General features: G+C 69.7%; 20 protein-coding genes. 3 read left to right on the forward strand and 17 right to left on the reverse strand.

Features of this window, described 5'->3' with window-relative positions; genetic code table 11:
- Window positions 1-13: 13 nt before the first annotated feature.
- The 4 genes from trmA to prfB form a co-directional block, all read right to left on the reverse strand.
- Window positions 14-1,102: a tRNA (uridine(54)-C5)-methyltransferase TrmA gene (gene trmA / locus Tharo_RS07060; protein WP_107220598.1), complete on the reverse strand. Its 1,089-nt coding sequence runs from the start codon at window positions 1,100-1,102 to the stop codon at window positions 14-16.
- 4 nt (window positions 1,103-1,106) lie between these two features.
- Window positions 1,107-1,817: a hypothetical protein gene (locus Tharo_RS07065; protein ID WP_107220599.1), complete on the reverse strand. Its 711-nt coding sequence runs from the start codon at window positions 1,815-1,817 to the stop codon at window positions 1,107-1,109.
- 26 nt (window positions 1,818-1,843) lie between these two features.
- On the reverse strand, window positions 1,844-3,154 hold the full coding sequence (locus Tharo_RS07070) for a hypothetical protein (RefSeq protein WP_107220600.1): 1,311 nt from the start codon (window positions 3,152-3,154) through the stop codon (window positions 1,844-1,846).
- Window positions 3,155-3,255: 101 nt separating this feature from the next.
- Window positions 3,256-4,360 (reverse strand): peptide chain release factor 2 gene (prfB, locus tag Tharo_RS07075; protein ID WP_107220601.1). Its coding sequence is split into 2 segments (ribosomal slippage): window positions 3,256-4,278 and window positions 4,280-4,360, totalling 1,104 coding nucleotides; the frame shifts between segments, so codons are not numbered across the junction.
- A 297-nt stretch (window positions 4,361-4,657) separates the two neighbouring features.
- Between prfB and boxC the strand changes: the two genes are divergently transcribed.
- Both boxC and Tharo_RS07085 read left to right on the forward strand, forming a co-directional pair.
- Window positions 4,658-6,331, forward strand: coding sequence for a 2,3-epoxybenzoyl-CoA dihydrolase (boxC, locus tag Tharo_RS07080; RefSeq protein WP_107220602.1), 1,674 nt, complete (start codon window positions 4,658-4,660; stop codon window positions 6,329-6,331).
- Between the two features lie 37 nt (window positions 6,332-6,368).
- On the forward strand, window positions 6,369-7,070 hold the full coding sequence (locus tag Tharo_RS07085) for a VIT1/CCC1 transporter family protein (RefSeq protein ID WP_107220603.1): 702 nt from the start codon (window positions 6,369-6,371) through the stop codon (window positions 7,068-7,070).
- 58 nt (window positions 7,071-7,128) lie between these two features.
- Here the strand turns inward: Tharo_RS07085 and hutC are convergent, their stop codons facing one another.
- The 12 genes from hutC to Tharo_RS07145 all read right to left on the reverse strand — a co-directional run bounded on the left by hutC (window position 7,129) and on the right by Tharo_RS07145 (window position 22,796).
- Complete coding sequence (hutC, locus tag Tharo_RS07090; RefSeq protein WP_107220604.1) at window positions 7,129-7,875, reverse strand: histidine utilization transcriptional repressor HutC; 747 nt, start codon at window positions 7,873-7,875, stop codon at window positions 7,129-7,131.
- A gap of 83 nt (window positions 7,876-7,958) precedes the next feature.
- Window positions 7,959-9,503 carry a histidine ammonia-lyase gene (gene hutH / locus Tharo_RS07095; protein ID WP_107220605.1) on the reverse strand — a complete coding sequence of 515 codons (1,545 nt, stop codon included), beginning with the start codon at window positions 9,501-9,503 and terminating at the stop codon, window positions 7,959-7,961.
- Window positions 9,504-9,505: 2 nt separating this feature from the next.
- On the reverse strand, window positions 9,506-11,179 hold the full coding sequence (gene hutU, locus Tharo_RS07100; protein ID WP_107220606.1) for a urocanate hydratase: 1,674 nt from the start codon (window positions 11,177-11,179) through the stop codon (window positions 9,506-9,508).
- Window positions 11,180-11,250: 71 nt separating this feature from the next.
- Window positions 11,251-12,579, reverse strand: a complete 1,329-nt coding sequence (locus Tharo_RS07105) for a YjiH family protein (RefSeq protein WP_107220607.1) — start codon at window positions 12,577-12,579, stop codon at window positions 11,251-11,253.
- A gap of 57 nt (window positions 12,580-12,636) precedes the next feature.
- Window positions 12,637-13,587, reverse strand: a complete 951-nt coding sequence (gene hutG, locus Tharo_RS07110; protein WP_107220608.1) for a formimidoylglutamase — start codon at window positions 13,585-13,587, stop codon at window positions 12,637-12,639.
- Entirely contained in the window at window positions 13,584-14,828 is a 1,245-nt protein-coding gene (hutI, locus tag Tharo_RS07115) for an imidazolonepropionase (protein WP_107220609.1), read from the reverse strand. The genes hutG and hutI overlap by 4 nt, the downstream gene beginning before the upstream one ends.
- Window positions 14,829-15,400: 572 nt before the next feature.
- On the reverse strand, window positions 15,401-16,504 hold the full coding sequence (locus tag Tharo_RS07120; protein WP_107220610.1) for a dihydrolipoamide acetyltransferase family protein: 1,104 nt from the start codon (window positions 16,502-16,504) through the stop codon (window positions 15,401-15,403).
- A complete protein-coding gene (locus tag Tharo_RS07125; RefSeq protein WP_107220611.1) occupies window positions 16,501-17,484 on the reverse strand; it encodes an alpha-ketoacid dehydrogenase subunit beta in 984 nt (327 codons plus the stop codon). The genes Tharo_RS07120 and Tharo_RS07125 overlap by 4 nt, the downstream gene beginning before the upstream one ends.
- Window positions 17,485-17,550: 66 nt before the next feature.
- Entirely contained in the window at window positions 17,551-18,648 is a 1,098-nt protein-coding gene (gene pdhA / locus Tharo_RS07130; RefSeq protein WP_107220612.1) for a pyruvate dehydrogenase (acetyl-transferring) E1 component subunit alpha, read from the reverse strand.
- A 325-nt stretch (window positions 18,649-18,973) separates the two neighbouring features.
- The gene (locus Tharo_RS07135; protein WP_107220613.1) at window positions 18,974-19,645 is read right to left on the reverse strand and encodes an OmpW/AlkL family protein; all 672 of its coding nucleotides are present in this window, start codon (window positions 19,643-19,645) and stop codon (window positions 18,974-18,976) included.
- Between the two features lie 341 nt (window positions 19,646-19,986).
- Window positions 19,987-21,702, reverse strand: a complete 1,716-nt coding sequence (gene recJ, locus Tharo_RS07140) for a single-stranded-DNA-specific exonuclease RecJ (RefSeq protein WP_107220614.1) — start codon at window positions 21,700-21,702, stop codon at window positions 19,987-19,989.
- Window positions 21,699-22,796: a hypothetical protein gene (locus Tharo_RS07145; protein WP_107220615.1), complete on the reverse strand. Its 1,098-nt coding sequence runs from the start codon at window positions 22,794-22,796 to the stop codon at window positions 21,699-21,701. Before Tharo_RS07145 ends, recJ begins: the two co-directional genes overlap by 4 nt.
- A gap of 184 nt (window positions 22,797-22,980) precedes the next feature.
- Here Tharo_RS07145 and Tharo_RS17730 point away from each other — a divergent pair, with 184 nt between their 5' ends.
- Window positions 22,981-23,364 carry a hypothetical protein gene (locus Tharo_RS17730; protein WP_043742335.1) on the forward strand — a complete coding sequence of 128 codons (384 nt, stop codon included), beginning with the start codon at window positions 22,981-22,983 and terminating at the stop codon, window positions 23,362-23,364.
- A gap of 153 nt (window positions 23,365-23,517) precedes the next feature.
- Here the strand turns inward: Tharo_RS17730 and Tharo_RS07155 are convergent, their stop codons facing one another.
- Window positions 23,518-24,048: a DMT family transporter gene (locus Tharo_RS07155; protein WP_231570616.1), complete on the reverse strand. Its 531-nt coding sequence runs from the start codon at window positions 24,046-24,048 to the stop codon at window positions 23,518-23,520.
- Between the last annotated feature and the right edge of the window lie 101 nt (window positions 24,049-24,149).

Below are 24,149 nucleotides of genomic sequence, written 5' to 3' on the forward strand. Positions count from 1 at the left end.
GGTTGCGTCGTGTTCAGCGCCGCTGCAGCAGCAGCCCGCACTCGAGGTGGTGGGTGTAGGGGAACTGGTCGAACGCCGCCGCCGCCGCGATGCGGTGGGTGGCGGCGAGGGCGGCGACGTTGGCGCGCAGCGTGTCCGGGTTGCAGGAGATGTAGAGAAGGTTGTCGAAGCCTTTCGCCAGCGCGATCGTGCCTTCGTCCAGCCCGGCGCGCGGGGGGTCGACGAACAGCGTGGAAAAGCGGTAGCCGGCCGGATCCACCCCCTGCATGCGGCGGTATTCGCGCCCGCCGGCGAGGGCGTCGCTGATCTCCTCGCTCGCCATCCGCACCAGGGTCACGTTGGCGACGCCGTTGTCGGCGAGGTTGGTGTGGGCGGCACGCACCGAAGTCTTGCTCAACTCGGTGGCGAGCACGCGGCCGAAGCACGGCGCCAGCGCCACGGTGAAGTTGCCGTTGCCGCAGTAGAGCTCGAGCAGATCTCCTCCCAGGCCCTTCGCCTGCGCGCGCGCCCAGCTCAGCATGTGCTGGTTCACACCGCCGTTGGGCTGGGTGAAGCTGCCCTCGACCTGCTGGTAGCGCAGGCGCGCGCCGTCGACCTCGAGCACCTCCTGCACCCAGTCGCGTTCGAGCACGATCTTCTGCTTGCGGCTGCGGCCGATGAGCTGGATGTCGAGCGCGGCGGCGAGCGTGCGCGCGGCGGCCTCCCAGGCTTCGTCGAGCGGGCGATGGTAGACCAGGCTCACCAGGCATTCGCCGCTCAGGGTGGCGAGGAACTCGACCTGGAAGATCCGGCGCCGCAGCGGCTCGCTGGCCTGGATCGCGTCGCGCAGGCGCGGCATCAGCGTGGCGATGGGCGCGGCGACGGCGGGAAAGGTGTCGAGCAGGACGGGCTGCTTCGGCTCGGCGCTGTCGAACATCGCGTAGTCGATGCGGCCGTCGTGATGCCACAGGCGGAACTCGGCGCGCAGGCGATAGTGCAGCGGCGCGGAGCGGAAGACTGCCGGTTCGGGCAGGTCGAATGCGGCGAAGTCGGCACGGTAGCGTGCGAGCTTGGCGGCGAGCTGTTCCTCGTAGCGGGCGGGGTCGATGACGGGCAGGGGCATGGGCTTAGTGCTCCTCGTCCATCGCTTCGGTCTCGTCGGGCAGGATCTCGGCGAGCTCGAAGGCATTGTGTTCGGGCGGCGGGTGGCCGGCGGCGTCGAGGATCTCGCCCAGGGTGCCGTGGATGATGCGGTCGGCCATCACCCGGTAGTCGAGCGCGAGGTCGAGCAGCGGGCCTTCGCTGATCAGGCCGTTGCGGCGTTCGATGAAGCCGAGGCGGGCGAGCTTGCCGAGCATGAAGTTGCGCATCTTGGTGCGCCCGCCCAGGCGGGGGCCGAAGTCGGCGATCAGCGAGGCCTCGGTGAGCGTGCCCGAGACCGACTCGCCGTGCGCCACCGGCTTGTCGCTGCCGAAGAGGTCGCTCTGGCCGTCGTCGACCAGCTCGCGGCGGGTGACCTGGCGTTCGCGCTTGGGCAGCACGATCAGCGCCCAGAGGATCACCAGCAGGGCGATCTCGTCGCGGGTCAGGCCCAGGTTGCTGGCGGCGTACTCGCGCCCGGCGCCGAACACGGGCTCGGCCAGTTCGGGCTGGAGGGCGACGCCGACGTGGGCGGCGTAGGGGTTGTCGAGCAGGCGCAGGCCGACGTCGGCCAGCCTCCGGTCGAGTTCGTGGCGGAAGGTCTCGTCCACCAGCGCGCGCCGCACCAGGCGGTCGCCGCGTGGCAGCCAGCGCTGGGCGAGCAGGCGGGCGGTGAGGGTTTTGAGTTCGTATTCCATGGGGGCGTGATCCGGAAAGGGCGGGCTCAGGCCCGGGCGGCCGGTGCGCTGGCCGCGGGCGGCGCAAAGACCGGCGCCGGCGTGCGTGGGCGTGCTTCGCCCTGCGTGATGGCGGCGATTTCGTCCGCGCCGACCGCGCTCAGCGTGTCACCGAACTCGATATCCACCGGCAGGCGCATGAACGTGCCGACCGGGCCGTCTTCCGGGCCGGCCTGGGCGCCGTCGGCGAGCAGGGCGAGCAGCGACAGGCGGTAGCTGGCGAGGGCGAAGCCGCCGCCGGCAACGACGCGGTGCAGCGGTTGTGCTTCGGGCAGCGCGGCGAGGCGGTCGGTGAAGTGTTCGAGCAGGCGCAGGTCTTCGCTCTGCAGCGCGACTTCTGCCCTGGCGTCGCCGGGGGGCGGCAGGCGGGTATCGGCTTCGGTGGCGGCCGGGCCGCCTTCGAGCAGGGCCTCGGCGCGGTCGAGCAGTTCGTGGCCGCCGGCGAGCAGCGGCAGTTCGGGCACCGCGGCAATGGCTGCCGCCGCGAGGCCGGAAATGGCGCCGGCCTCCAGGCTGCGCAGCCAGGCCGCGACGTCCGAGGACGAGACGCCGGAGGCGCCGAGGGTGACGCGCTGCGCTTCGATCTTGTTGAGCGCGCGCTGGAAGGCGGCATCCACCCGTGCCAGGCGCGACTGGGCCAGGCCGATGCGCTGGGCGATGCGGGCGATGTCGAAATCGACTTCGGGGTCGGCGAGCAGCGTGTTGAGCAAGTCGGTGCCGCGTGCCAGCCAGCGCCCGTTGGCCGACAGGCGGCGGCGGGCGTCGAGGATGCGGAACTCCGAGCCGGAGGCGATCGCTTCCTCGAAGTGCCAGCTGAGGTCGTTGAGCTTGGACAGCAGATGGCCGAGCGCTTCGGGGGTGATGCCGCCCACCGCCTGCAGGCCGGCGAGCTGGGCGGTGAGAAAGCCGAGCTCGGCGTCCTCTTCCTCGCCGAAACGCAGCAGCATCGCGATTGCCGCCACCGCGTTGCGGCCGATGTCGGACAGCGCGTAGTGGCCGTCCTCGCCGATCGCCAGCAGGGCGTTGTCGCGCAGGCGCTTCAACACGGTCTCGAACTTGACCGGATCGAGGTAGGTGAAGCGCGCGCGCAGCGCTTCGGGCGGCCAGCGCGGCGAATCCGCTTCGCGGCCGATTTCGCGCAGCACCAGAAGGCGCATCAGCACCTCGGCCTCGGTGCCGCGGAACAGCGTGATGAAAGCGTCGAGCAGCGGGCGCGCCGACGCCAGCGCCGCCAGCTCGGGCACTTCGTCGGCGTCGACGCCGGGGGCGAGGAAGTCGGAGAGGATGGGGTCGGTCATCGTCAGTACCGGCGCCTGGGCAGATCGGGCGCCGCAGGCGGGTGGGGGGTGGAGCCGGCGGAACCGATGCGCCGCCCGCCTGCAGGGGCGGCGCCAGCGGATCAGACGCCCTGCTTCAGGCTTGCCGCGATGAAGTCGTCGAGGTCGCCGTCGAGCACGGCCTGGGTGTTGCCGACTTCGTAGTTGGTGCGCAGATCCTTGATGCGCGACTGGTCGAGGACGTAGCTGCGGATCTGGTGGCCCCAGCCGATGTCGCTCTTCGAGTCTTCGAGCTTTTGCTGCTCGGCCTGGCGCTTGCGCAGCTCGAGCTCGTACAGGCGTGCCTTCAGCATCGACATCGCCTCGGCCTTGTTCTTGTGCTGCGAGCGGTCGTTCTGGCACTGCACGACGATGCCGGTCGGCTCGTGGGTGATGCGCACCGCGGAGTCGGTCTTGTTGATGTGCTGGCCGCCGGCGCCCGAGGCGCGGTAGGTGTCGATGCGCAGGTCCGCCGGGTTGATGTCGATCTCGATCGAGTCGTCCACTTCCGGGTACACGAACACCGAGGTGAAGCTGGTGTGGCGGCGGGCGTTGGAGTCGAAGGGCGACTTGCGCACCAGGCGGTGGATGCCGGTCTCGGTGCGCAGGTAGCCGTAAGCGTAGTCGCCGCTGAACTTGATCGTGCAGTTCTTGATGCCGGCGACTTCGCCTTCGGTTTCTTCCATCAGCTCGACGCCGAAGCCCTTCTTCTCGCCGTAGCGCAGGTACATGCGCTCGAGCATCCCGGCCCAGTCCTGGGCTTCGGTGCCGCCGGCGCCGGCCTGGATTTCGATGAAGCAGTTGTTGGGGTCCATCGGGTTGCCGAACATGCGGCGGAACTCGAGCTTCTCGACTTCCGCGGCGAGCGCGCCGAGGTCGGTCTCGACTGCCTCGAAAGTGTCGTCGTCGTCCTCGGCTTCGGCGAGCTCGTAGAGGTCCTTGAGATCACGCGACTGCGCGTCGATGTTCTGCAGCGTCAGCACCACGTCTTCGAGCTGGCGCTTTTCCTTGCCGAGCTCCTGGGCGCGCTCGGCGTTGTTCCACACCGCCGGGTCTTCCAGTGCGCGGTTAACCTCTTCGAGCTTCGATGCTTTCACATCGTAGTCAAAGATACCTCCGTAGTTCGCGACCGCGGGCGGCGAGGTCGGCGAGTTTTTCGGCGATGGCGTTCTGGCGTTCGGCTTCCATGGCTGCGGCTCCGGCGGAATCTGGGAAACCGTGCAGTATACCGCGGGCCGGGCAGTGGCGGACCCCCTTCCAACACCCCTTCCACGGCACCCTTCCACGGCGGCGGCTCCGGTGCGGGGGCACGGCTGATCTGGCTGGTCTATGGTGTGAATGTGGCCCTGCGCCTTGCCGGACGGCGGATGCCGGCACTCCGGCGGCGAGGTGGAAACGAGAGGTGGAGACGCAAGGTGGCGGGGCTCCTCTCCAGGGCGCGGGGCGGCCCGCAACGGGCCGGAGCGCGAAGATGAGGGCGCAACAATGGACGCGGCTGGCGTGGTGGATGCGGTGGAGTATCGTACCGAGCCTGCGTGCTACCGGCATTGGTCGCTCGCGGTCGATGGCGAAGTCGCCACCCTGGCCCTGAACATCGCCGAGGATGGCGGCATCCGCCCGGGGTACACGTTGAAGTTGAACTCCTATGACCTCGGCGTCGCCATCGAACTGCACGACGCGCTCCAGCGCATCCGCTTCGAACACCCGTCGGTGCGCAGCGTGGTGCTCACTTCGGGCAAGCCGAAAATCTTCTGCTCCGGCGCCAACATCCGGATGCTGGGGCTGTCCTCGCCGGCGTGGATTGCGAACCTGTGCAGGTTCTGCAACGAAACGCTCAACGGCATCGAGGACGCCAGCCAGTATTCCGGGTTCAAGTTCATCGCCGCGTGCAACGGCGCCACTGCCGGCGGCGGCTACGAGCTGGCGCTGGCGTGCGATGAGATCGCCCTCACCGATAACCGCAACTCGGCGGTGTCGCTGCCCGAGCTGGCGTTGCTGGGCGGGCTCAGCGGGACCGGCGGTGTCGTCCGGCTGACCGACAAGCGCAAGGTCCGCCGCGACCACGCCGACCTCTTCTGCACCCTCGCCGAAGGGGTGTACGGCAAGCGCGCGGTGGAATGGCGCCTGGTCGACGCGGTGGTCAGGAACAGCCACTTTGCCGAGCACATCGCCGAACGCGCGAAGACGCTCGCCGCCGGCTCCGACCGCCCCGCCGGGGCAAAAGGAGTGGCCTTGCCGACCCTAGAGCGCAGCGTCGAGATCGCCGCCAACCACGACGCCCGCTATCACTACGAATTCGTCGATGCCGCGATCGACGCCGCCGCCCGCAGCGTGACCCTGACCGTGCGCGCCCCGGCCGCCGTCACCGCGACCACGATTGCCGAAATCGAAGCCCAGGGCGCCGACTGGTGGCCGCTGAAGATGGCGCGCGAACTCGACGACGCGATCCTCAACCTGCGCACCAACCACCTCGACATCGGCCTGTGGCTGCTGCGCACCGAAGGTGACACCGAAGTCGTGATGGACATCGACGCCACCCTCGTCGCCCACCAGCAGCACTGGTTCGTGCGCGAGACGCTCGGCATGCTGCGCCGCACCCTGGCGCGTCTGGACGTGTCCTCGCGCAGCCTCTACGCGCTGATCGAGCCGGGCTCGTGCTTTGCCGGCACCCTGCTCGAGATCGCCCTTGCCGCCGACCGCAGCTACCTGCGCGACGACGAGGACGGCGCCAACCGCATCGGCCTCACGGCGATGAATTTCGGCCCCCTGCCGATGGTCAACGGCCTGTCGCGCATCGCCGCGCGCTTCTACCAGGAAGAAGGCCCGGTGGCGGCGGTAAAGGCGCGCAAAGGCGAGCTGCTCACCGCAGCCGAGGCGATGGAGCTGGGCCTGGTGACGGCGATCCCGGACGACCTCGACTGGGCCGACGAAGTGCGCATCGCCTGCGAGGAACGCGCCAGCCTGTCGCCCGATGCGCTCACCGGGCTGGAAGCCAACCTGCGCTTCGGCATCGCCGAAACCATGAACACGCGCATCTTCGGCCGCCTGTCGGCGTGGCAGAACTGGATCTTCAGCCGCCCCAACGCGGTCGGCGAGCACGGCGCGCTGAAGCTCTTCGGCTCGGGCAGAAGCGCGCGCTTCGATTGGGATCGGGTTTGAGCAGGGCCGTGTGTCGCACCTTTCCGGGGGCGTGCCCATGAACGTGTTCCGCCGTCATCGCGAGCATCACCGCACCGACCGCAGCGGCTGGCTGCGCGCGAGCGTACTCGGCGCCAACGACGGCATCGTCTCCACCGCCAGCCTGCTGGTCGGCGTTGCCGCGGCCGGTGCCGACCAGCAGAGCATCGTGCTGGCCGGCGTCGCCGGGCTGGTGGCCGGCGCGATGTCGATGGCCGCCGGCGAGTATGTTTCGGTGCACTCGCAGGCCGACACCGAAAAGGCCGACCTGTCGCGCGAGCGTGCCGAGCTGGAGGCCGATCCGACCGCAGAGCACCGCGAGCTGACCGCCATTTACGTCGCCCGCGGCGTCGAGCCCGAGCTGGCGGCCCGGGTCGCCCGCCAGCTGATGGCGCGCGATGCGCTCGGTGCCCACGCCCGCGACGAACTGGGCATCACCGATGCACTGGGCGCGCGTCCGCTGCAGGCCAGCCTCGCTTCGGCGGCGAGTTTCGCGCTCGGCGCCGGCCTGCCGCTGGCGGTGACCGTGGTGATGCCGGTGTCCAGCCTGATTCCGGGGCTGGCCGCGAGCTCGCTCGCCTTCCTCGCCCTGCTGGGCGTAGCCGCGGCGCGGGTCGGTGGCGCCGATACGCTCGCCGGCGCGCTGCGGGTGAGTCTGTGGGGGGCGCTGGCGATGGCGATCACCGCCGCGGCGGGGGCCTTGTTCGGTGCCGTCGTTTGAGCGCCGGCACCCGCGTCCACGCTTGACCCGGCAGCCTGTTCCGGACGGTGGAGACGGTTTACGAACGCCGCTCTGGAAGCGGATTGGGGCCGGCGGGCAGGCTGCGCATCGACGAGCGCAATTTGTAGCGGCTGCCCGGATGAATCAGACGGGCATAGCTGATCAGATGGTCGTCCGACCAGGTGCGGCGGGTCATGCTCAGACAGGGCGTCGCGGTGTCGATGTCGAGCAGGGACGCCACTTCGGCATCGACCAGCACGGCCTCGACCACATGCTCGACATCGGAAATCGGGCAGCTCGCGACCAGGACCTCATTGGGCGTCTGTCTGGAAAAGTCCGTCCGCAAGTAATCGGGAGCCCAGCGCGGATTGACGAACCGGTCTTCGAGCTGAATCGGAACGCCATCTTCCCGGTGCACCAGGACGGTATGAAAAACCCGCGCGCCCAGGCGCATGCCCAGGCGCAGCGCGACCTCGTCGTCGGCCTGGACCTCCTCGCGGCGAATCACATCGTTGCTGTATGCGTGATCGCGGCTGCGCACTTCGGCGGCGATATTGAACACTTCGAGCAGCGAGGACTCGGCCTTGCGGTCGGTGACGAAGGTGCCCAGCCCGGCCTGGCGCACCAGGTAGCCTTTCTGCACCAGGTCGCGGATCGCTTTGTTCGCGGTCATCCGGCTGACGCCGAAATCGCGCGCGAGCTGTTCCTCGGGCGGGATCTGGTGATGGACCGGGAATTCGCCGCTGCGGATGCGCTCGAGCAGGTAATCCTCGATCTGTCGATAACGCGGGGAAGTGCTGCTCACGTGTCGTCCTCTGGCTGTCGCTGCGATGCCGGCATGATACCGGCCGATGCCACCCGATGCCGCTACGCTGCGGCGCACGCCGCTCAAGCCTGCGAGGGCAGCAGGCCTGCCGGCATCAGTGCCGATAGTCGGCGCTCGAGCAGCAAGGTGTTCGCCGCCTCGATGTCGGGGGCGAAGAAGCGGTCGTGGTCGTAGAACGGCACCTGTGCGCGCAGCAGGGCGCGCGCCTGCTCGAGCTGCGGCGAACTCCTGCGGCCGTCGCGAAAGTCCAGCCCCTGGCAGGCAGCGAGCCATTCGACGGCGAGCACGCCGCGGGTGTTGGCTGCCATCTCCCACAGCCGGCGGCCGGCGTTGGGTGCCATCGAGACGTGGTCTTCCTGGTTTGCTGAAGTCGGCAGGCTGTCCACGCTGGCCGGGTGGGCGAGTGCCTTGTTGTCGCTCGCCAGCGCCGCCGCGGTGACCTGGGCGATCATGAAGCCGGAATTGACGCCGCCGTTGGCGACGAGGAAGGCCGGCAGCTGCGACAGGTTCTTGTCCATCAGCAGCGACACCCGGCGCTCGGCCAGGGCGCCGATCTCGGCGATCGCCAGGGCGAGGTTGTCCGCGGCCATCGCCACCGGCTCGGCGTGGAAGTTGCCGCCGGAGAGGATGTCCCCCCTTTCGTTTTCCCCTTCGGCGAACACCAGCGGGTTGTCCGACACCGCGTTGGCCTCGATCTCCAGCACTTCGGCGGCCTGACGGAGCTGGGTCAGGCAGGCGCCCATGACCTGCGGCTGGCAGCGCAGCGAGTACGGGTCCTGGATCTTGCCGCAGGCGAAGTGCGACTGCGCGATCTCGCTGTCGGCCTCGAGCAGGTGGCGGTAGGCGGCGGCCGCGTCGATCTGGCCGCGCTGGCCGCGCGCCGCGTGGATGCGCGCATCGAAGGGCACGCGCGAGCCGAGAGCCGCTTCCACGGTGAGGCTGCCGCACACGGTGGCGGCGGCGAACAGGTCCTCGGCCTCGAACAGGCCGCGCAGCGCGTAGGCGGTGGACACCTGGGTGCCGTTCAACAGCGCCAGGCCCTCCTTCGCCGCCAGCGTCAGCGGCGCCAGCCCGGCCACCGCGAGCACCTCCTTCGCCGCCAGCCACTGGCCGCGGTGGCGGGCCTTGCCTTCGCCGAGCAGTACCAGCGCCATGTGCGCGAGCGGGGCGAGGTCGCCCGAGGCGCCGGCCGAGCCCTTGGCCGGGATGTGCGGATAGACCTCGGCATTGAGCAGCGCGATCAGGGCGTCGATGACTTCGCGCCGGATGCCGGAGAAGCCGCGCGCGAGGCCGTTGATCTTCATCAGCAGGATCAGGCGCACGGTGGCGTCGTCGACCGCCTCGCCGATGCCGGTCGCGTGGGACAGGACGAGCGAGCGCTGCAGCAGTTCGAGGTCCTGGTGGGCGATGTGGGTCTGCGCGAGCAGGCCGAAGCCGGTGTTGATGCCGTAGGCGGTGCGGTCCTCGTCGATGACGCGGCGCACGCAGGCGACGCTGCGCTCGATGGCGGCCGCAGCCTCGGCGGCGAGCTGCACGTGCACCGGCTCCTGCCAAGCCTGGCGCAGTTGGGCCAGGCTCAGGCCGCCGGGTTGCAGGTGCAGTTCCATGCTCAGCCCCTTCTGGACGTGATCATCGGCAGGTCGAGGCCGTTCTCGCGCGCGCTGTCGATCGCGATGTCGTAGCCGGCGTCGGCGTGGCGCATCACGCCGGTGCCCGGGTCGTTGCGCAGCACGCGGCCCAGCCGAGCGTGGGCTTCGGGCGTGCCATCGGCGACGATCACCACCCCCGCATGTTGAGAATAGCCCATGCCGACGCCGCCGCCGTGGTGCAGCGACACCCAGGTGGCGCCGCCCGCGGTGTTGAGCAGGGCGTTGAGCAGCGGCCAGTCGGAGACCGCATCGGAGCCGTCCATCATCGACTCGGTCTCGCGGTTGGGGCTGGACACCGAACCGGAATCGAGGTGGTCGCGACCGATCACGACCGGGGCCTTGAGCTCGCCCTTGGCGACCATCTCGTTGAAGGCCTGGCCGAGGCGGGCGCGGTCCTTCAGGCCGACCCAGCAGATGCGCGCCGGCAGGCCCTGGAAGGCGATGCGCTCGCGCGCCATGTCGAGCCAGTGGTGCAGGTGCGGGTTGTCGGGGATCAGCTCCTTGACCTTGGCGTCGGTCTTGTAGATGTCCTCGGGGTCGCCCGACAGCGCCGCCCAGCGGAAGGGGCCGATGCCCTGGCAGAACAGCGGGCGGATGTAGGCGGGGACGAAGCCGGGGAAGTCGAAGGCGTTGTCCACCCCCTCTTCCTGCGCCATCTGGCGGATGTTGTTGCCGTAGTCGAAGGTGGGCACGCCCATCTTCTGGAAGTCGAGCATGGCGCGCACATGCACCGCCATCGACTGCTTGGCGGCCTTGACCACCGACTCCGGCTCGGTCTTGCCGCGGGCGACGTAGTCGTCCCAGGTCCAGCCGATCGGCAGGTAGCCGTGCAGCGGGTCGTGGGCGCTGGTCTGGTCGGTGACCAGGTCGGGGCGCACGCCGCGGCGCACCAGCTCGGGCAGCACCTCGGCGGCGTTGCCGAAGAGGCCGATCGACACCGCCTTGCCTTCGGCGGTGTAACGGGCGATGCGGGTCAGCGCATCGTCGAGATCCTTCGCCTGTTCGTCGAGGTAGCGCGTGCGCAGGCGGAACTCGAGGCGCGACTGCTGGCACTCGATGTTGAGCGAGCAGGCGCCGGCGAGCGTCGCCGCCAGCGGCTGCGCGCCGCCCATGCCGCCGAGGCCGGCGGTGAGCACCCAGCGCCCCTTCAGGCTGCCGCCGTAGTGCTGGCGGCCGGCCTCGACGAAGGTCTCGTAGGTGCCCTGGACGATGCCTTGCGAGCCGATGTAGATCCACGAGCCGGCGGTCATCTGGCCGTACATCATCAGGCCCTTGCGGTCGAGCTCGTTGAAATGCTCCCAGTTGGCCCACGCTGGCACCAGGTTGGAGTTGGCGATGAGCACGCGCGGGGCGTCGCGGTGAGTCTCGAACACGCCCACCGGCTTGCCCGACTGCACCAGCAGGGTCTGGTTGTCCTCGAGGCGGCGCAGCACCTCGACAATCTTGTCGAAGCATTCCCAGTTGCGCGCGGCGCGGCCGATGCCGCCGTAGACCACCAGCTCCTTGGGGTTCTCGGCCACGTCGGGGTCGAGGTTGTTCATCAGCATGCGCAGCGCGGCTTCGGTGAGCCAGCTCTTGGCGCTGCGTTCGGTGCCGCGCGGGGCGCGGATTTCGATGTCGCGGAAGGTGGTCATGGGATTCTCCGGGGATGGGGGTGAGGATGGGGGCACGGGATGAGAGGTGAGGTCGGGGGATGCGAGACCGGTCATAGCCAGCCGAGCTTGTGGGCGAGCTGGGCGAAGGGGATGGCGAGCACCAGGCTGAGGAAGGTGCGCTGCAGCCAGACCAGCAACAGGTCGCGCATGCGCAGCGGGATGCGGGTGGCGATGACGCAGGGAATCGAGGCCGACAGGAAGAGCACGCTGCTGACCGAGACCACGGCGACGGTGAAGCGCACGACGACGTCGGCTTCCTTCATCAGCATCGCGGGCAGGAACATCTCGGCGAGGCCCGAGGCCACCGCACGCGCCACCGCCATTGGCTCGTCGAGGCCGAAGGCCCAGGTCACCGGGTAGAGCAGCGCGCCGAGGACGTCGAACACCGGCGTGTACTTGGCGGCGAGCAGACCGAGCAGGCCGACGGCGAGGATGCTGGGGAGGATCGCGGCGGTCATGCGCAGGCCGTCGGCGAAGGTCTCGCGCAGCGAGATCCACAGCGGCGGCGCGCTGTGCGCATGCTCCAGGCCGGCGTCCCAGGCGGCCTGCACGCGGCTGCGGCCGGTGGGCAACGGCGGATCGGCGCGGCCTTCGCTGGGCAGGCGCGAGATCGGGTAGATGCGCGCGCTCACCGCGGTGACGGCGAAGGTGATCGCCATGCAGCCCCAGAAGTACAGGTTCCACGCCGGCATCAGGTCGAGCGTCTTGGCGACGATGACCATGAAAGGCGCCGACACCGTAGAGAAGCCGGTGGCGATGATCGCGGCTTCGCGCAGGGTGTAGTGGCCCTGGGCGTACATGCGCGCGGTGATCAGCAGGCCCACCGAGTAGCTGCCGACGAAGGAGGCCACGGCGTCGATCGCCGACTTGCCCGGCGTGCGCCAGATCGGCCGCATCACCGGCTGCATCAGCACCCCGGTGAATTCGAGCAGGCCGAAGCCGATCAGGAACACCAGCGCGAGCGCGCCCAGCGGCACGATCAGCGCCAGGGTCAGCACCAGCTTGTCGAACAGGAAGGGCAGCATGCCCGGCGCGTACACTGCCTCGGGGCCGGCACGGAACAGGAAGGCGACGCCGATCGCGAGGCCGAGCACCTTCAGCACCGAGAAGGCGAGCGCGACCGCGTTCTCGCGCCAGGTGCCGCGGATCCACGGCTGGAGGGCGCCATAGGCCATCAACAGCATCGCGATCCCGATCACCAGGGGGCGCGCTTCCTTGAGCAAGAAACTGGCCGTGTGGTCGAGGATGATGGTGGACTTGCCGCCGATCTCGAAGGGCACGAAAAAGATCAGCAGGCCAATCAGGCTGTAGCCGAGCAGGCGCAGCAGCGCCAGGTTCCGGGCGGACGCAGGCACGGCCGCAGTGGGTTGTTCGGTCATCGGGGTCTCCTCCGGTGGATGGGTTTCGTTTGAGCTTGAGGTGCGGCGGCGTGGTGTTCAGCCGTTGAGGGTGAGCAGGTGGACCAGGCGCGCGGCGACACGGGCGGTGCGCTGGTCGATGTCGTATTCGGGGTTGAGTTCGGCAAGGTCGGCGACGCGCAGCTTGGCGCTGTCGCGCAGCTGTTCGACCAGCGCCTCGAGCAGCGCCAGTGGCACACCGCGCGCGGCCGGTGCGCTGACGCCGGGGGCCTCGCCGGCAGGCAGCACGTCGAGGTCGATGGTCAGATAGAGGTGGTCACAACCGGCGATGAAGGCGTCGAGCGCGGCGCGCACCTCCGGCAGGCTCGTCGGGGTGATCTCGCGGTCCTCGCGCACCAGCACGTCGAGTTCGGCGGCGCGGCGAAACAGCGCGCGGGTGTTGGCGGCCCGGCTCACGCCCAGGCAGGCGTAGCGGAAGGGCCAGCCGCGCGCTGCGGCGGCCTCGGCGATCTGCGCGAAGGGGGTGCCCGACGAATGCGCATGGGCCGGGTCGCGCAGGTCGAAATGGGCGTCCAGATTGACGATGCCGATGCGCGGCGCGTGCTTGCCGTTGCCCTCGAGATGGGCGGCGAGCCCTTGCCAGGTGCCGAACGCGACCTCGTGGCCGCCGCCGAGCACGAGCGGGAGATGGCCGCCGGCGAGGATCCCGGCGAGCTTCTCCGCCAGCCGCGCCTGCGCGCCGTCGAGGTCGCCGTCGGCGCACACGACGTCGCCCGCGTCGTAGGCCGGGCCGCTGCGGTGCCAGGCCAGCCCGGCGAGCGCCTTGCGGATCGCCGCCGGGGCCGCAGCGGCGCCCGTGCGCCCCTGGTTGCGGCGTACGCCCTCATCGCAGGCGAAACCGAGCAGGACCGCGCCCGGAGTGGTCGTGGCGTCGGCGAAGGCGCCGATCACCTGGTGCCAGCGCGGGCTGTCGGGCTCGGGGTCGACGCGGCCGCTCCAGGCGTCCATCGTGTTGCGGTCGGTGCTCATCGTGCCTCCGGGAAACGGTCATGGGTGATGCGGCCGCCGAACACGCGCTGGCGCAGGCGGCCGGGCTGCACGGCGTAGGCCAGCTCGGCGCTGTGGCCGGCCTGCCACACGCACAGGTCGGCGCGCTGGCCGGCGGCGATGCGGCCGCTGTCGGCGAGGCCGAGGGCGCGCGCGCCGTGCGCGGTCATGCCGGCGAGCGCCTCGCGCGGGGTGAGGCGGAACAGGGTGCAGCCCAGGTTCAGCATCAGCGTCGGCATGAACATCGGCGAGCTGCCGGGGTTGGCGTCGGTGGCGAGCGCCATCGGCACGCCGTGGCGGCGCAGCAGCTCGACCGGCGGCAGCTGCGTCTCGCGCAGGGTCAGGAAGGCGCCGGGCAGCAGCACGCCCACCGTGCCGGCCGCGGCCATCGCCTGCACGCCGGCCTCGTCGAGGTATTCGATGTGGTCGGCAGAGAGCGCGCCATGGCGTGCGGCGAGCGCTGCGCCGCCCAGGCTGGAGAGCTGCTCGGCGTGGGCCTTGATCGCCAGCCCGTGGCGCTGCGCGGCCTCGAACACGCGCTCGCACTGCGCCGGGCTGAAGGCGATGCCCTCGCAGAACACGTCGACCGCATCGGCCAGGCCCTCGGCCGCCGCCGCCGGGATCATGCGCGCGCAGACCTCGTCGATGTAGCCGTCGGCGTCGCCGGCGAACTCGGGCGGCAGCGCGTGCGCGCCGAGCAGGGTGGTGACAATGCGCACCGGCAGCCCGCCCTCCTGTGGCCGGCCAAGGCGGCGCGCGATGCGCAGCATCTTGAGCTCGTCGGCCAGGGCGAGGCCGTAGCCGGACTTGATCTCGACCGTGGTGGCGCCGTCGTCCACCAGCGCCTGCAGGCGCGGCAGGGCGGCGTCGAAGAGTTGATCCGGGCTCGCCGCGCGGGTGGCGCGCACGGTGCTGAGGATGCCGCCGCCGGCACGCGCGATCTCGGCGTAGCTCACGCCCTCCAGGCGCTGCTCGAACTCGTCGGCACGGCTGCCGCCGAACACCAGATGGGTGTGGCAGTCGACCAGGCCGGGCGTGATCAGGCCGCCTCGCCCCGCCTCCACGCAGCCTTCGGCCTGCGCCGGGGCGAAGCCGGCCTCGGGCCACAAGCCCGTGATCCGCGCCCCGTCGACGCGTACCACCATCGGCTGCGGCAGGGTCTGCAGGCCGTCGAACACGGTTGCGTCCCGCCACAGCATCGACGGACTGTTTTGTGTACTCATTTATGGGCTCATTGATGCGCTATTTGTCTATACAATAAAGCGGCATCGAAGCCAGGTCAAGCTTCTCCGGGAAAAATCCTTCTGCCGCCCCGGTGCTCCGCATACCGCACCGCAGCAGACTCCTCCCCGGCGTACATGCTCTCTGGGTCGCCGGCGACGGAAGCGATGTCAGTCGCACGCCTTTTCGGCGTCTTCCGTCGCCACGATCCCTGGCGATCATGCATGCGTGATGTATATACAATTATTCTGGCAAGCCTTCATCTATCGCTCCCGTCGATCGAGCCGGAATAGAGCCGGGATGCGTGGAAGGCTTCCCGAGCCTGGCTGATCCGGGGCGCTGCGGGGGGGGGGGGCTGCGCCGGGCGCTCGCGCGCGTCCGTCCCCATCCGGGTCCGCTCGAACCCGAGAGGTTTACGGCGTGCAGCACAGCCTGTCGCGCCGGCTGCATCTTTGGTGATCAACCAGGCAATGAAATAGGTCCAGCCGTTCGTCCCGAGCTTGTCGCAGGGCGCCTGCTGGGCTTCGCCAGGCTCGGCCCGAACGGTATTTGCTTGCCGGGTGAATAAGTCGGATTAAGTCGGCTGCTGCAGATCGGCGATCACCGCGGCGAGAAAACGGCCGGCTTCGCCGCCGGTGACCACGCGGTGGTCGAAGGTCAGGCTCAGCGGCAGCACCCGATGCACGACCGCGACCCCCTCGACCGCCACGACCTGGTCGTGGGCGCGGCCGGCGCCGAGGATGGCGACGGTGGGCGGGACGACGACGGGGGCGGCGTACTTGCCCGCGATCATGCCGAAGTTGGACAGCGTGATCGTGCTGCCGCGCAGTTCCTCGGCGGGAATCTTGCGGGCGAGGACGTCGGCGCGCATGCGGTCGAGGCCGCGGCGCAGGTCGGCGGCGTCGCGCTGGGCGACGTCGCGCAGCACTGGCACGAACAGGCCTTCGGCGAGGTCCACGGCGATGCCGACGTCGACCCGCTCGAGCCGGCGCAGGCCCATCGAGTGGCCGTCGTACCAGGCGTTGAGTGCGGGTTCGGCGCGGCAGCCGGCGACCAGCGCGCGCACCAGGCGGATCGTGATGTCGCTGCCGGCTGCCCAGGCGTGGATGTCGGCGTCGTCGATGACGGTGGCGGCGGCGACTTCGGCCTGGGCGAGCGCCATGTTCTGCGCCATCGCCCGGCGCACGCCGCGCAGCGGCTCGGCGGGGCCGGCAGCGGCGAGTTCCTTGGCGGCGCGCTGGACGTCGCTGCGGGTGATGATGCCGTCCGCGCCCGAGGGCGCGACCATCGCCAGTTCGATGCCGAGCTGACGCGCCAGCGCGCGCACCGCGGGCGTGGCGCGGACCGCCGACGGGCCGGCGCCGATCGCGGCCGGGGCTTCGGCATGGACTTCCTCGCCGACCTGCACTTCACCCACCACGGTGCCGCTGTCGGCGTCTTCGTCCGCGCCCTCGAAGCCGGCCAGCGGAGCGCCGACATGGACGAGCTGGCCGGCCTCGCAGTACAGCTTGGCGACGCGGCCGGAATGCGGCGAGGGAATGTCGACGATTGCCTTCGCCGTCTCCACCGATACCAGCGGCTGGTCGGCGGCGATGTCGTCGCCGGCCTTGACGTGCCATTCGACGATTTCCGCTTCCTGCAGGCCTTCGCCCAGGTCGGGCAGCTTGAAGATCTTCATGATGCCTCCTCCAGGGTGCGCCGCGCCGCGGCGACGATGCGCGCCACGCTCGGCAGGTACTGTTGTTCGAGCCGCGCGAGCGGGATCACCGTATCGTAGCCGGTGACGCGCTGCACCGGCGCGAGCAGGGAATAGAGGCCTTCCTCGGCGAGGCCGGCGGCGATCTCGGCGCCGAGCCCGGCGGTGCGCGCGGCTTCATGGACGATCACGCAGCGCCCGGTGCGCGCTACCGACTCGAGGATGGTTGTCATGTCGAGCGGCTTGAGGGTGGCGAGGTCGATGACTTCGGCCATCACCCCCTCGGCGGCGAGGGCGTCGGCGGCGGCCTCGGTCTCGTGGATCATCGCCCCCCAGCTCACTAGGGTGAGATCGGCGCCGCCGCGCAGGGTGAAGCACACGTCCAGCGGCAGCGCCTCGCCGTCGTCGGCGACGTCCTGGCGGAACAGGCGGTAGAGCCGTGTCGGCTCGAGAAAGATCACCGGATCGGGGTCGCGGATCGCGGCCAGCAGCAGGCCGTAGGCGCGCGCCGGCGAGGACGGCATCACCACGCGCAGGCCGGGGACGTGGGCGAGCATCGCCTCGGGGCTTTCGGAGTGGTGCTCGGGGGCGTGGATGCCGGCGCCGCAGGGCGTGCGCAGCACCAGCGGGCAGGACAGCCGCCCGCGGCTGCGGTTGCGCAGGCGCGAGGCGTGGTTGATCAGGTGATCGAGCGCCGGGTAGAGGAAGCCGGAAAACTGGATCTCGGCCACCGGCTTCAGTCCCATCGCCGCCATGCCCACGGCGGTGCCGGCGATCGCGGTTTCGGCGAGCGGGGTGTCGATCACCCGCTCCGCGCCGAAGCGCTGCTGCAGGCCGAGGGTGGCGCGGAACACGCCACCGTTGGCGCCGATGTCCTCGCCCAGCAACACCACTGCGGGGTCGTGGGCGAGGGCGTGGGCGAGCGCCTGGTTGACTGCTTCCACAAGGTTGAGCTCAGCCATGTTCCCCTCCGCGCGTATCGATGAGTCCGTTGTCCGGGTGATGCCGGGGCCGCATGCCGCCCTCGCTCAAGGCGAGTTGCCGCTGGCGCCGCCGTTCTGCGGCGCAAAGTGCAGCGCGCTGGCGCGTTGTCCCTGCAAGGCGGCGGGCAAGGTGGCGTAAAGGTAGTCGAACATCGCCGCGGTGTCCGGGGGCGGGGTGGCGAGATAGGCCTCGACCGCGGCGTTGACCGTCTCGGCGCATTCGTGGGCGAGCGCTTCTTCCTGCTCCTTGCTCCACGCCCCCAGGTGCAGCAGGTGCTTGCGCAGGCGGGCGATCGGCTCGAGCGCCCATTGTTCCTGCACCAGCGCGGGGTCGCGGTAGCGCGAGGCGTCGTCGGCAGTGGTGTGGTCGCCGAGGCGGTAGGTCAGGGCTTCGATCAGGGTCGGCCCGCCGCCGCTGCGCGCGCGCTCGATCGCCTCGCGGGCGACGTGGTGCACGGCGACGACGTCGTTGCCATCGACCTGGATGCCGTCGATGCCGGCTGCGATCGCCTTCTGCGCCAGCGTCGCAGTGGCGCTCTGTGCGCTGCGCGGCAGCGAGATCGCCCACTGGTTATTGCTGACTACCAGCACCATCGGCGCGTTCCACACCGCGGCGAAGTTCATCCCTTCGTAGAAATCGCCCTTGGAGGTGGCGCCGTCGCCCATGAAGCACACCGCCACGCGCGCTTCGCCGCGCAGCTTGAAAGCATAGGCGGCGCCGGCGGCGTGGCAGACCTGGGTGGCGATCGGCACGCAGTTGGGGAAGTCGCTGCGTGGTCCGGAGAAGTCGCAGCCGCGCTCGTCGCCACCCCAGTAGCGCAGGCTTTCCTCGATTTTCACGCCGCGCACGAGCTGGGCTGCATGTTCGCGGTAGGACGGCAGCAGCACGTCCGCGGCGTCCATCGCCGCGGCGACACCGACGCCGACCGCTTCCTGGCCGAGCGCCGAAGCGAAGGTGCCGAGCTTGCCGGTGCGCTGCAGGGCGATCGCCTTGGCGTCGAACGTGCGCGTCAGGTACATCGCACGGTAGAGGGGGACGAGGGCGGCCGGGTCGCGTGCGAACGCGGGCAGCGGCGCAAGGGCTTCGCCTTCGGTGTCGATCAGGCGGACATGTTCGATGTGAAAACGCGCGACGGTGCTCATCGCAGTCTCCCTTTCAGGTCGAGCGTGGTGCGCAGGTGCCCGGGGTGGTGCGGTTTCGGTTGCGGCCCGCCGTGCAAGTGGTGTTGAGGCCTTGCCGGCAGGTGTGTCGGGCGGTTCTCGTCATCCGTCAGTGCCGCCGTTTGCATATTTGGAACGTCTTGCCGCGGCGATGTTCCCGCTCCGGTGCAAGCCGGACCGATAAAGTGCGATGCGTTCGGAGTGCCGCGGGGGCGCTCGCAGCGCTCGATGCGGGCGCAAAAAAAGCGACCCCGGAGGGTCGCACAGGAGGGATCGGCCGCGCATCGCCGCCGCAGCGGCCGGGCGCTCAGAAGCGGTAGCCGAGGCCGACCATGAACACCCACGGGGCCACATCGACGTCGACCGCGACCTTGCTGGTGCCGAGCCTGGCGGTGGCGGTGGTGTCGATGTCCACGTACCACAGCGCGGCGTTGACCATCAGCCGGTCGGTGATCATGTAGTCGGTGCCGAGCTGCAGCGACAGGCCCCAGGACTCGTCCAGTTCCAGGCTGGAAAAGCCGTTGGCGCGCTGTGCGCGGCTGAAGCCTTCGTCGAAAAACCGGGTGTAGTTGATCCCGGCGCCGATGTAGGGCTGCCACTTCGAGTCCGGCGCCAGCGGGAAATACTGCAGCGACAGGGTCGGCGGCAGGTGCTTGAACTCGGCCAGCCTGCCGTCGATGCCGGGGGCAACGCCGGAGACCTTGACCTGGTGCTTGAACGGGGTGGCCGCGAGCAGTTCGATGCCGATGTGATCGGTCAGCATGTAGCTCAGGGTCAGGCCGAGCTGGGTGTTGTTGTCGATCGTCGCCTTGCTGCCGGGCACCGCGCTGCCATTGACCCGGACGGCGGAGCTGTCGTCTTGTGGGGCGACCACTGCGGCGCCGGCACGCACGATGAAATCGCCTTCCTTGTGCGCCATTACCAGCGGGCTGGCGAGGGTGAGTGCAAGGGCAGAAGAGAGAAGGGCGCTTGTTTTCATTTTGAGCTTCCTGAGCGGGTGAACAAATTTCGGTCCCGCTCATGCTATGACGCCCGGAAATCCTGGATTTGATCCAAATCAATGTTCAGTAGCAGTGAAAATTGATTTGGATCAATAAATAAACATTTTGCGGTGCATCATGTTTCGATGTTTTTTGCTGGAACAGGAGGGTTTTCGTCATGTTGCGATGCAATGTGACGAAAAACGGACGAAGCCCGGCGGGCCATGAGGCGGCCGGCCGGGGAGCGGATGCGGGGCGTGCGCAGGCGAGTGTGTGCGGGGACGCGCGATGGGGTGCGCGAGGGAGGGCGCTAGGGGTGCCGCGGCGTCGCGGCGGTGTTTCAGGCGGGCTCGAAGTGCTCCAGCAGCAGCTGTACGCTGCTCACGCCGTTGTACTCGTTGATCCCCAGCTTGTATGCGGCGTGGATCTGGGCGGCGGCGCCGTCGGCGTGGTTGAAGCGGATCGCCTGGTAGCGTGTGCCGCTGCGCGACAGTTCGAGCTTGAGGTGGCGGTCTTTCAGCAGGCGCTGGCGTTCGACGCGGAAGACGTCGTCGAACAGCGGGGCGGGGAAGCCCTGGCCCCAGGTCTCGGCCTCCAGCATGCGCACCGCGTCGAGGGCGAAATAACCCGACTCCAGGCTGCCGTCGGTGTCGATGCGGCGCTGCAGGTCGGCGGGGGCGACCAGCTCGGCGACGACTTCTTCGAAAGCGGCATCGAAGTTCGCCAGCTCACTTTCGCGGATGCTCAGACCGGCGGCCATGGCGTGGCCGCCGAAGCGCAGGACGAGACCGGGGTGGCGCTTGGTCACCAGGTCGAGCGCATCGCGCAGGTGGAGGCCGGGGATCGAGCGCCCCGAGCCTTTGAGCTCGCCGTCGGCGGCGCGGGCAAAGGCGATCGTCGGCCGGTGCAGGCGTTCCTTGATGCGGCCGGCGACGATGCCGATCACGCCCTGGTGCCAGTCGGGCTCGAACAGGGCGATGGTGGCGCGGCCGCCCGCACTCGCTTCGCCGTCGAGGCCGGCGAGGCGGGCGAGCGCCTCTTCCTGCATGCCGGCTTCGATCGTGCGGCGCTCGCGGTTGAGGCGGTCGAGCTCCTGGGCGATGTTCATCGCCCGCCCCGGGTCGTCGGTGATCAGGCATTCGATGCCCAGGCTCATGTCCGACAGCCGCCCGGCGGCGTTCAGGCGCGGGCCGATCATGAAGCCGAGGTCGGTCGTGCTGGCGCGCGCCGGGTCGCGGCCGGCGAGCGCGAACAGGGCGCGGACGCCCGGCTGCAGGCGGCCGGCGCGCATGCGGGCGAGGCCCTGGGCGACGAGGATGCGGTTGTTGCGGTCGAGCTTGACGACGTCGGCGACGGTGCCGAGCGCGACCAGGTCGAGCAGCTCGGCCAGGTTAGGCTCCTTGCCGCCGGCGAAGCTGCCGCGCTCGCGCAGCTCGGCGCGCAGCGCGAGCATGGTGTAGAACATCGCGCCGACGCCGGCCAGCGCCTTGCTCGGGAAATCGCAGCCGGGCTGGTTCGGATTGACGATGACGTCGGCCTCGGGGAGGACGTCGCCGGGCAGGTGGTGGTCGGTGATCACCGTCGCCATGCCGTGGGCGCGCGCGGCGGCGATCCCTTCCACGCTGGCGATGCCGTTGTCGACGGTGATGAGGACGTCGGGCTCGAGCCGCGCGGCGATCTCCACCATCGCCGGAGTGAGACCGTAGCCGAGGGTGATGCGGTCGGGCACCAGGTAGTGCACGTCGGCGCCGAAGGCGCGCAGCGCGCGCATGCCCACCGCGCAGGCGGTGGCGCCATCGCAGTCGTAGTCGGCGACGATGACCAGGCGCGCACCGGCCTCGATCGCGTCGGCGAGCAGCTGCGCCGCTTCACCGGTGCCTCTGAGGGCCTCGGGCGGCAGCAGGTTCTTCAGCGCGGTGTCGAGCTCGTCGGCGCGGGTGATGCCGCGCGCGGCGTAGAGGCGGGCGAGCAGCGGATGCAGGCCGGCGTCGGCGAGGCGGTCGAAGGCGCGCTGCGGCACGGCGCGGGACTGGATGCGGGGGGCGGCGGGACTCATCGGGAGGCGGCGGTGGGGGCGTCGGAAAGCGGCGGGGCGGGGAGCGGGGCGAGGGTCTCGAGCAGGGTGCCGAAGGCGCAGGGCTTGCGCCAGAACTTCCAGCGGTCGCGGGCGCGCAGGTCGAGCTCCAGGGTGCCGCGGTCGCCCGGCGCACTCAGGTGCAGCGCATCGAGCGTGCCGCCGCCGAGGGCCGCGGCAAGCGGAGCGAACCAGTCGCGCTCGAGCGTTTCGAGGCTGCTGCGCCAGGCGTCCACGTCGCGCTGCTGCGCCGCGCGGTGCAGGGTGTCGAGCAGGACCAGGGTGTCGCCGCGCAGGGCGGTTTCGAGCTGCGGCGGGGTGGGTTCGAGGCCTGCGGCCCGGGCCAGCCCTGCGCCCAGCGGATCGACCGCCTGGACGGCGGCGGCGGGTGCGCGCGGGGCTGTGCCCAGCGCTCCCGCACCCCACAGCCACAGGCTGTTGACCGCACGCCGGCCGGCTTCTTCGCGGCGGCGGTTGAGCCGATGGTTGTGCAGCACGATCTGCGCTTCGTTCATCGTCCGCTGCCACCGGCGGGCGTCTTCGCCTTCGGGAAGAAAGTGCTTCACCGGGCGGCCGACGACGTCGTCGAGCGGGTACAGATCGACCCGCGTCGGCGCGGCCAGGCGCAGGTACCAGCGCGTCGGTGCGCACGCCTCGAAACGGCCGAGACCGGCAAAGACCTCGCCGAGCGCGGCGACCAGCTCCGCGGCTTCGGCCGCGTCGAGCTCGTCTTCGGCGAAGCCGTTCAGCAGCAGGTGTTCGCGCGCGAAGGACAGGTTGACCGGGTCGGCGCACAGCCAGAATGCATCGGTGCCGGCGCCCTGGGCCGGATCGCGGGGATGCTCGCCGGCTTCGCCGAGGCGGCGCAGGGCGGCCAGGGGCAAGGGCGCGCCGGCGGTGGCCGGGGGCAGGCCGAAGCTGCGCGCGAGCCGGCGGTCGAGTGCTTCGGGTGCGCCGATCCGCCAGCGCCCGAGGCCGAGCAGGCGCTCCAGTCCGGGCAGGGCGAGGCCGCTGGCGGGGCCGACGAGACTGGCGGACGGCCACAGCAGGCCGGGAATCAGGAGCTGGATCGGCATCACGGGAGCAGGAGAAGAAGCGGCGCGAGTCTAGCACGGCACCTGTCGGGCGCTGCCGTGCCGGCCACGGGCCGTGCACGGGGGCGCCCGACGGGCGACACGCCGGCGCGTGTGAAACCGGGCGCGCAACCGAGCGCGCCGCGGTGTGTCGAAGGAAAATGGGGTTGATCGAGGAGGACAGGCCATGAGCCCGGAACACCTGAGCGCACTGATCGCCGAGATCGAGGCGGAAACTCCGCTCGATTTCAGCGCCGCGGCCATCGATGCGCAGTATGCGCGGCGGCTGATGGCGAGCCATTTCTGTGAAATCGACGCGCGCCTGGCGGCCTGCGGCCTGCTGCTCGAGGACCGGCTGGAAATGATGGCGGCGATCGCCGCGCACGCGTTGGTCGAGAACATGCTGCTGCAGCTGGTGCAGTTGCGCGCGGTGGCGGCGCTGCATGAGCGGGCGAAGGTGCGTGGCGGTGAGCCGCAGGGGGCCGGGGCGGAGGGGGGCTCGGCGGCAGGCGCCGATGGGGCGGTAGATGCGGCGTTCCGGGAGTGGATGCGGCGCCACGGGATTGGTTAGCGGAATGACTTGAATTAGCTCTTGGGGGCTCACTTTGGAGGTTTTCATCGATGGATTCCCGTAAAAATCAAACTTTTACTGCCACCCCCGCAGAGCTGGGGGGATTTCCCGGATTGGTTTAACGTGTCTCGAATGGCTTCCGGATGTGAGCGGTCAAGCGGCTTGGTTTTTCTTACGGATGGTTTTTTGACGGGCCATCGAGCCTGTCGGCAGTGCCCCCAGCAGTGCGCCGATCGATACAACAACGATCCCAAGCGCGGTCGTGATCCCCAGCAATTCGTCGAGGATCAGTACGCCGCCGATGGCAGAGAAGGCGGGTACCAGCACGAGTATCATCGACGCCTGACAGGCGCCAATCTTCTGGTTTGCGTAGCTGTACATGCCCGCTGCTAGCAATGCGGCGATGATGCCCTGGTACATCGCCTGCAGGCCGATCTCACCCCAGCTGGCGTGTGCGATGTTACTTGGCAGCCAAAATAGATAGACTGGCAGATAGATCACCAGCGAAAAGCTCGCGATGCCGATAATGTCCATCTGGGGGCGGATCTGCCAGTGCCGCATTAGGAGACCGAAGATCGCCCAGCACAGAGCTGCAACGAGGAAGAGGCCATCGCCGATCCATACGCCTTCGGCCGAAGGGGCGAACAGGCTTTGAGAGCCAGGGTCTCCGCACTCGGCTTGCATAATGCACCCATGGATTTCATCAATAAAATCAAGGCGCCGAGCCGGTATCACCCGAAAGTTTCTCTTAGCCGAAGCCTGCGAATTTTGGTTCCTTCGCCGCT

Origin of the sequence: Thauera aromatica K172, from assembly GCF_003030465.1 — a bacterium.
Classification (GTDB): Bacteria; Pseudomonadota; Gammaproteobacteria; order Burkholderiales; family Rhodocyclaceae; genus Thauera; species Thauera aromatica.

Coding starts and splice junctions, on each gene's coding strand:
- trmA (WP_107220598.1), bottom strand. CDS start 1,102: ATGCCCCTGCCCGTCATCGACCCCGCCCGCTACGAGGAACAGCTCGCC.
- Tharo_RS07065 (WP_107220599.1), bottom strand. CDS start 1,817: ATGGAATACGAACTCAAAACCCTCACCGCCCGCCTGCTCGCCCAGCGC.
- Tharo_RS07070 (WP_107220600.1), bottom strand. CDS start 3,154: ATGACCGACCCCATCCTCTCCGACTTCCTCGCCCCCGGCGTCGACGCC.
- boxC (WP_107220602.1), top strand. CDS start 4,658: ATGGACGCGGCTGGCGTGGTGGATGCGGTGGAGTATCGTACCGAGCCT.
- Tharo_RS07085 (WP_107220603.1), top strand. CDS start 6,369: ATGAACGTGTTCCGCCGTCATCGCGAGCATCACCGCACCGACCGCAGC.
- hutH (WP_107220605.1), bottom strand. CDS start 9,503: ATGGAACTGCACCTGCAACCCGGCGGCCTGAGCCTGGCCCAACTGCGC.
- hutU (WP_107220606.1), bottom strand. CDS start 11,179: ATGACCACCTTCCGCGACATCGAAATCCGCGCCCCGCGCGGCACCGAA.
- Tharo_RS07105 (WP_107220607.1), bottom strand. CDS start 12,579: ATGACCGAACAACCCACTGCGGCCGTGCCTGCGTCCGCCCGGAACCTG.
- hutG (WP_107220608.1), bottom strand. CDS start 13,587: ATGAGCACCGACCGCAACACGATGGACGCCTGGAGCGGCCGCGTCGAC.
- hutI (WP_107220609.1), bottom strand. CDS start 14,828: ATGAGTACACAAAACAGTCCGTCGATGCTGTGGCGGGACGCAACCGTG.
- Tharo_RS07120 (WP_107220610.1), bottom strand. CDS start 16,504: ATGAAGATCTTCAAGCTGCCCGACCTGGGCGAAGGCCTGCAGGAAGCG.
- Tharo_RS07125 (WP_107220611.1), bottom strand. CDS start 17,484: ATGGCTGAGCTCAACCTTGTGGAAGCAGTCAACCAGGCGCTCGCCCAC.
- pdhA (WP_107220612.1), bottom strand. CDS start 18,648: ATGAGCACCGTCGCGCGTTTTCACATCGAACATGTCCGCCTGATCGAC.
- Tharo_RS07135 (WP_107220613.1), bottom strand. CDS start 19,645: ATGAAAACAAGCGCCCTTCTCTCTTCTGCCCTTGCACTCACCCTCGCC.
- recJ (WP_107220614.1), bottom strand. CDS start 21,702: ATGAGTCCCGCCGCCCCCCGCATCCAGTCCCGCGCCGTGCCGCAGCGC.
- Tharo_RS07145 (WP_107220615.1), bottom strand. CDS start 22,796: ATGCCGATCCAGCTCCTGATTCCCGGCCTGCTGTGGCCGTCCGCCAGT.
- Tharo_RS17730 (WP_043742335.1), top strand. CDS start 22,981: ATGAGCCCGGAACACCTGAGCGCACTGATCGCCGAGATCGAGGCGGAA.
- Tharo_RS07155 (WP_231570616.1), bottom strand. CDS start 24,048: ATGCAAGCCGAGTGCGGAGACCCTGGCTCTCAAAGCCTGTTCGCCCCT.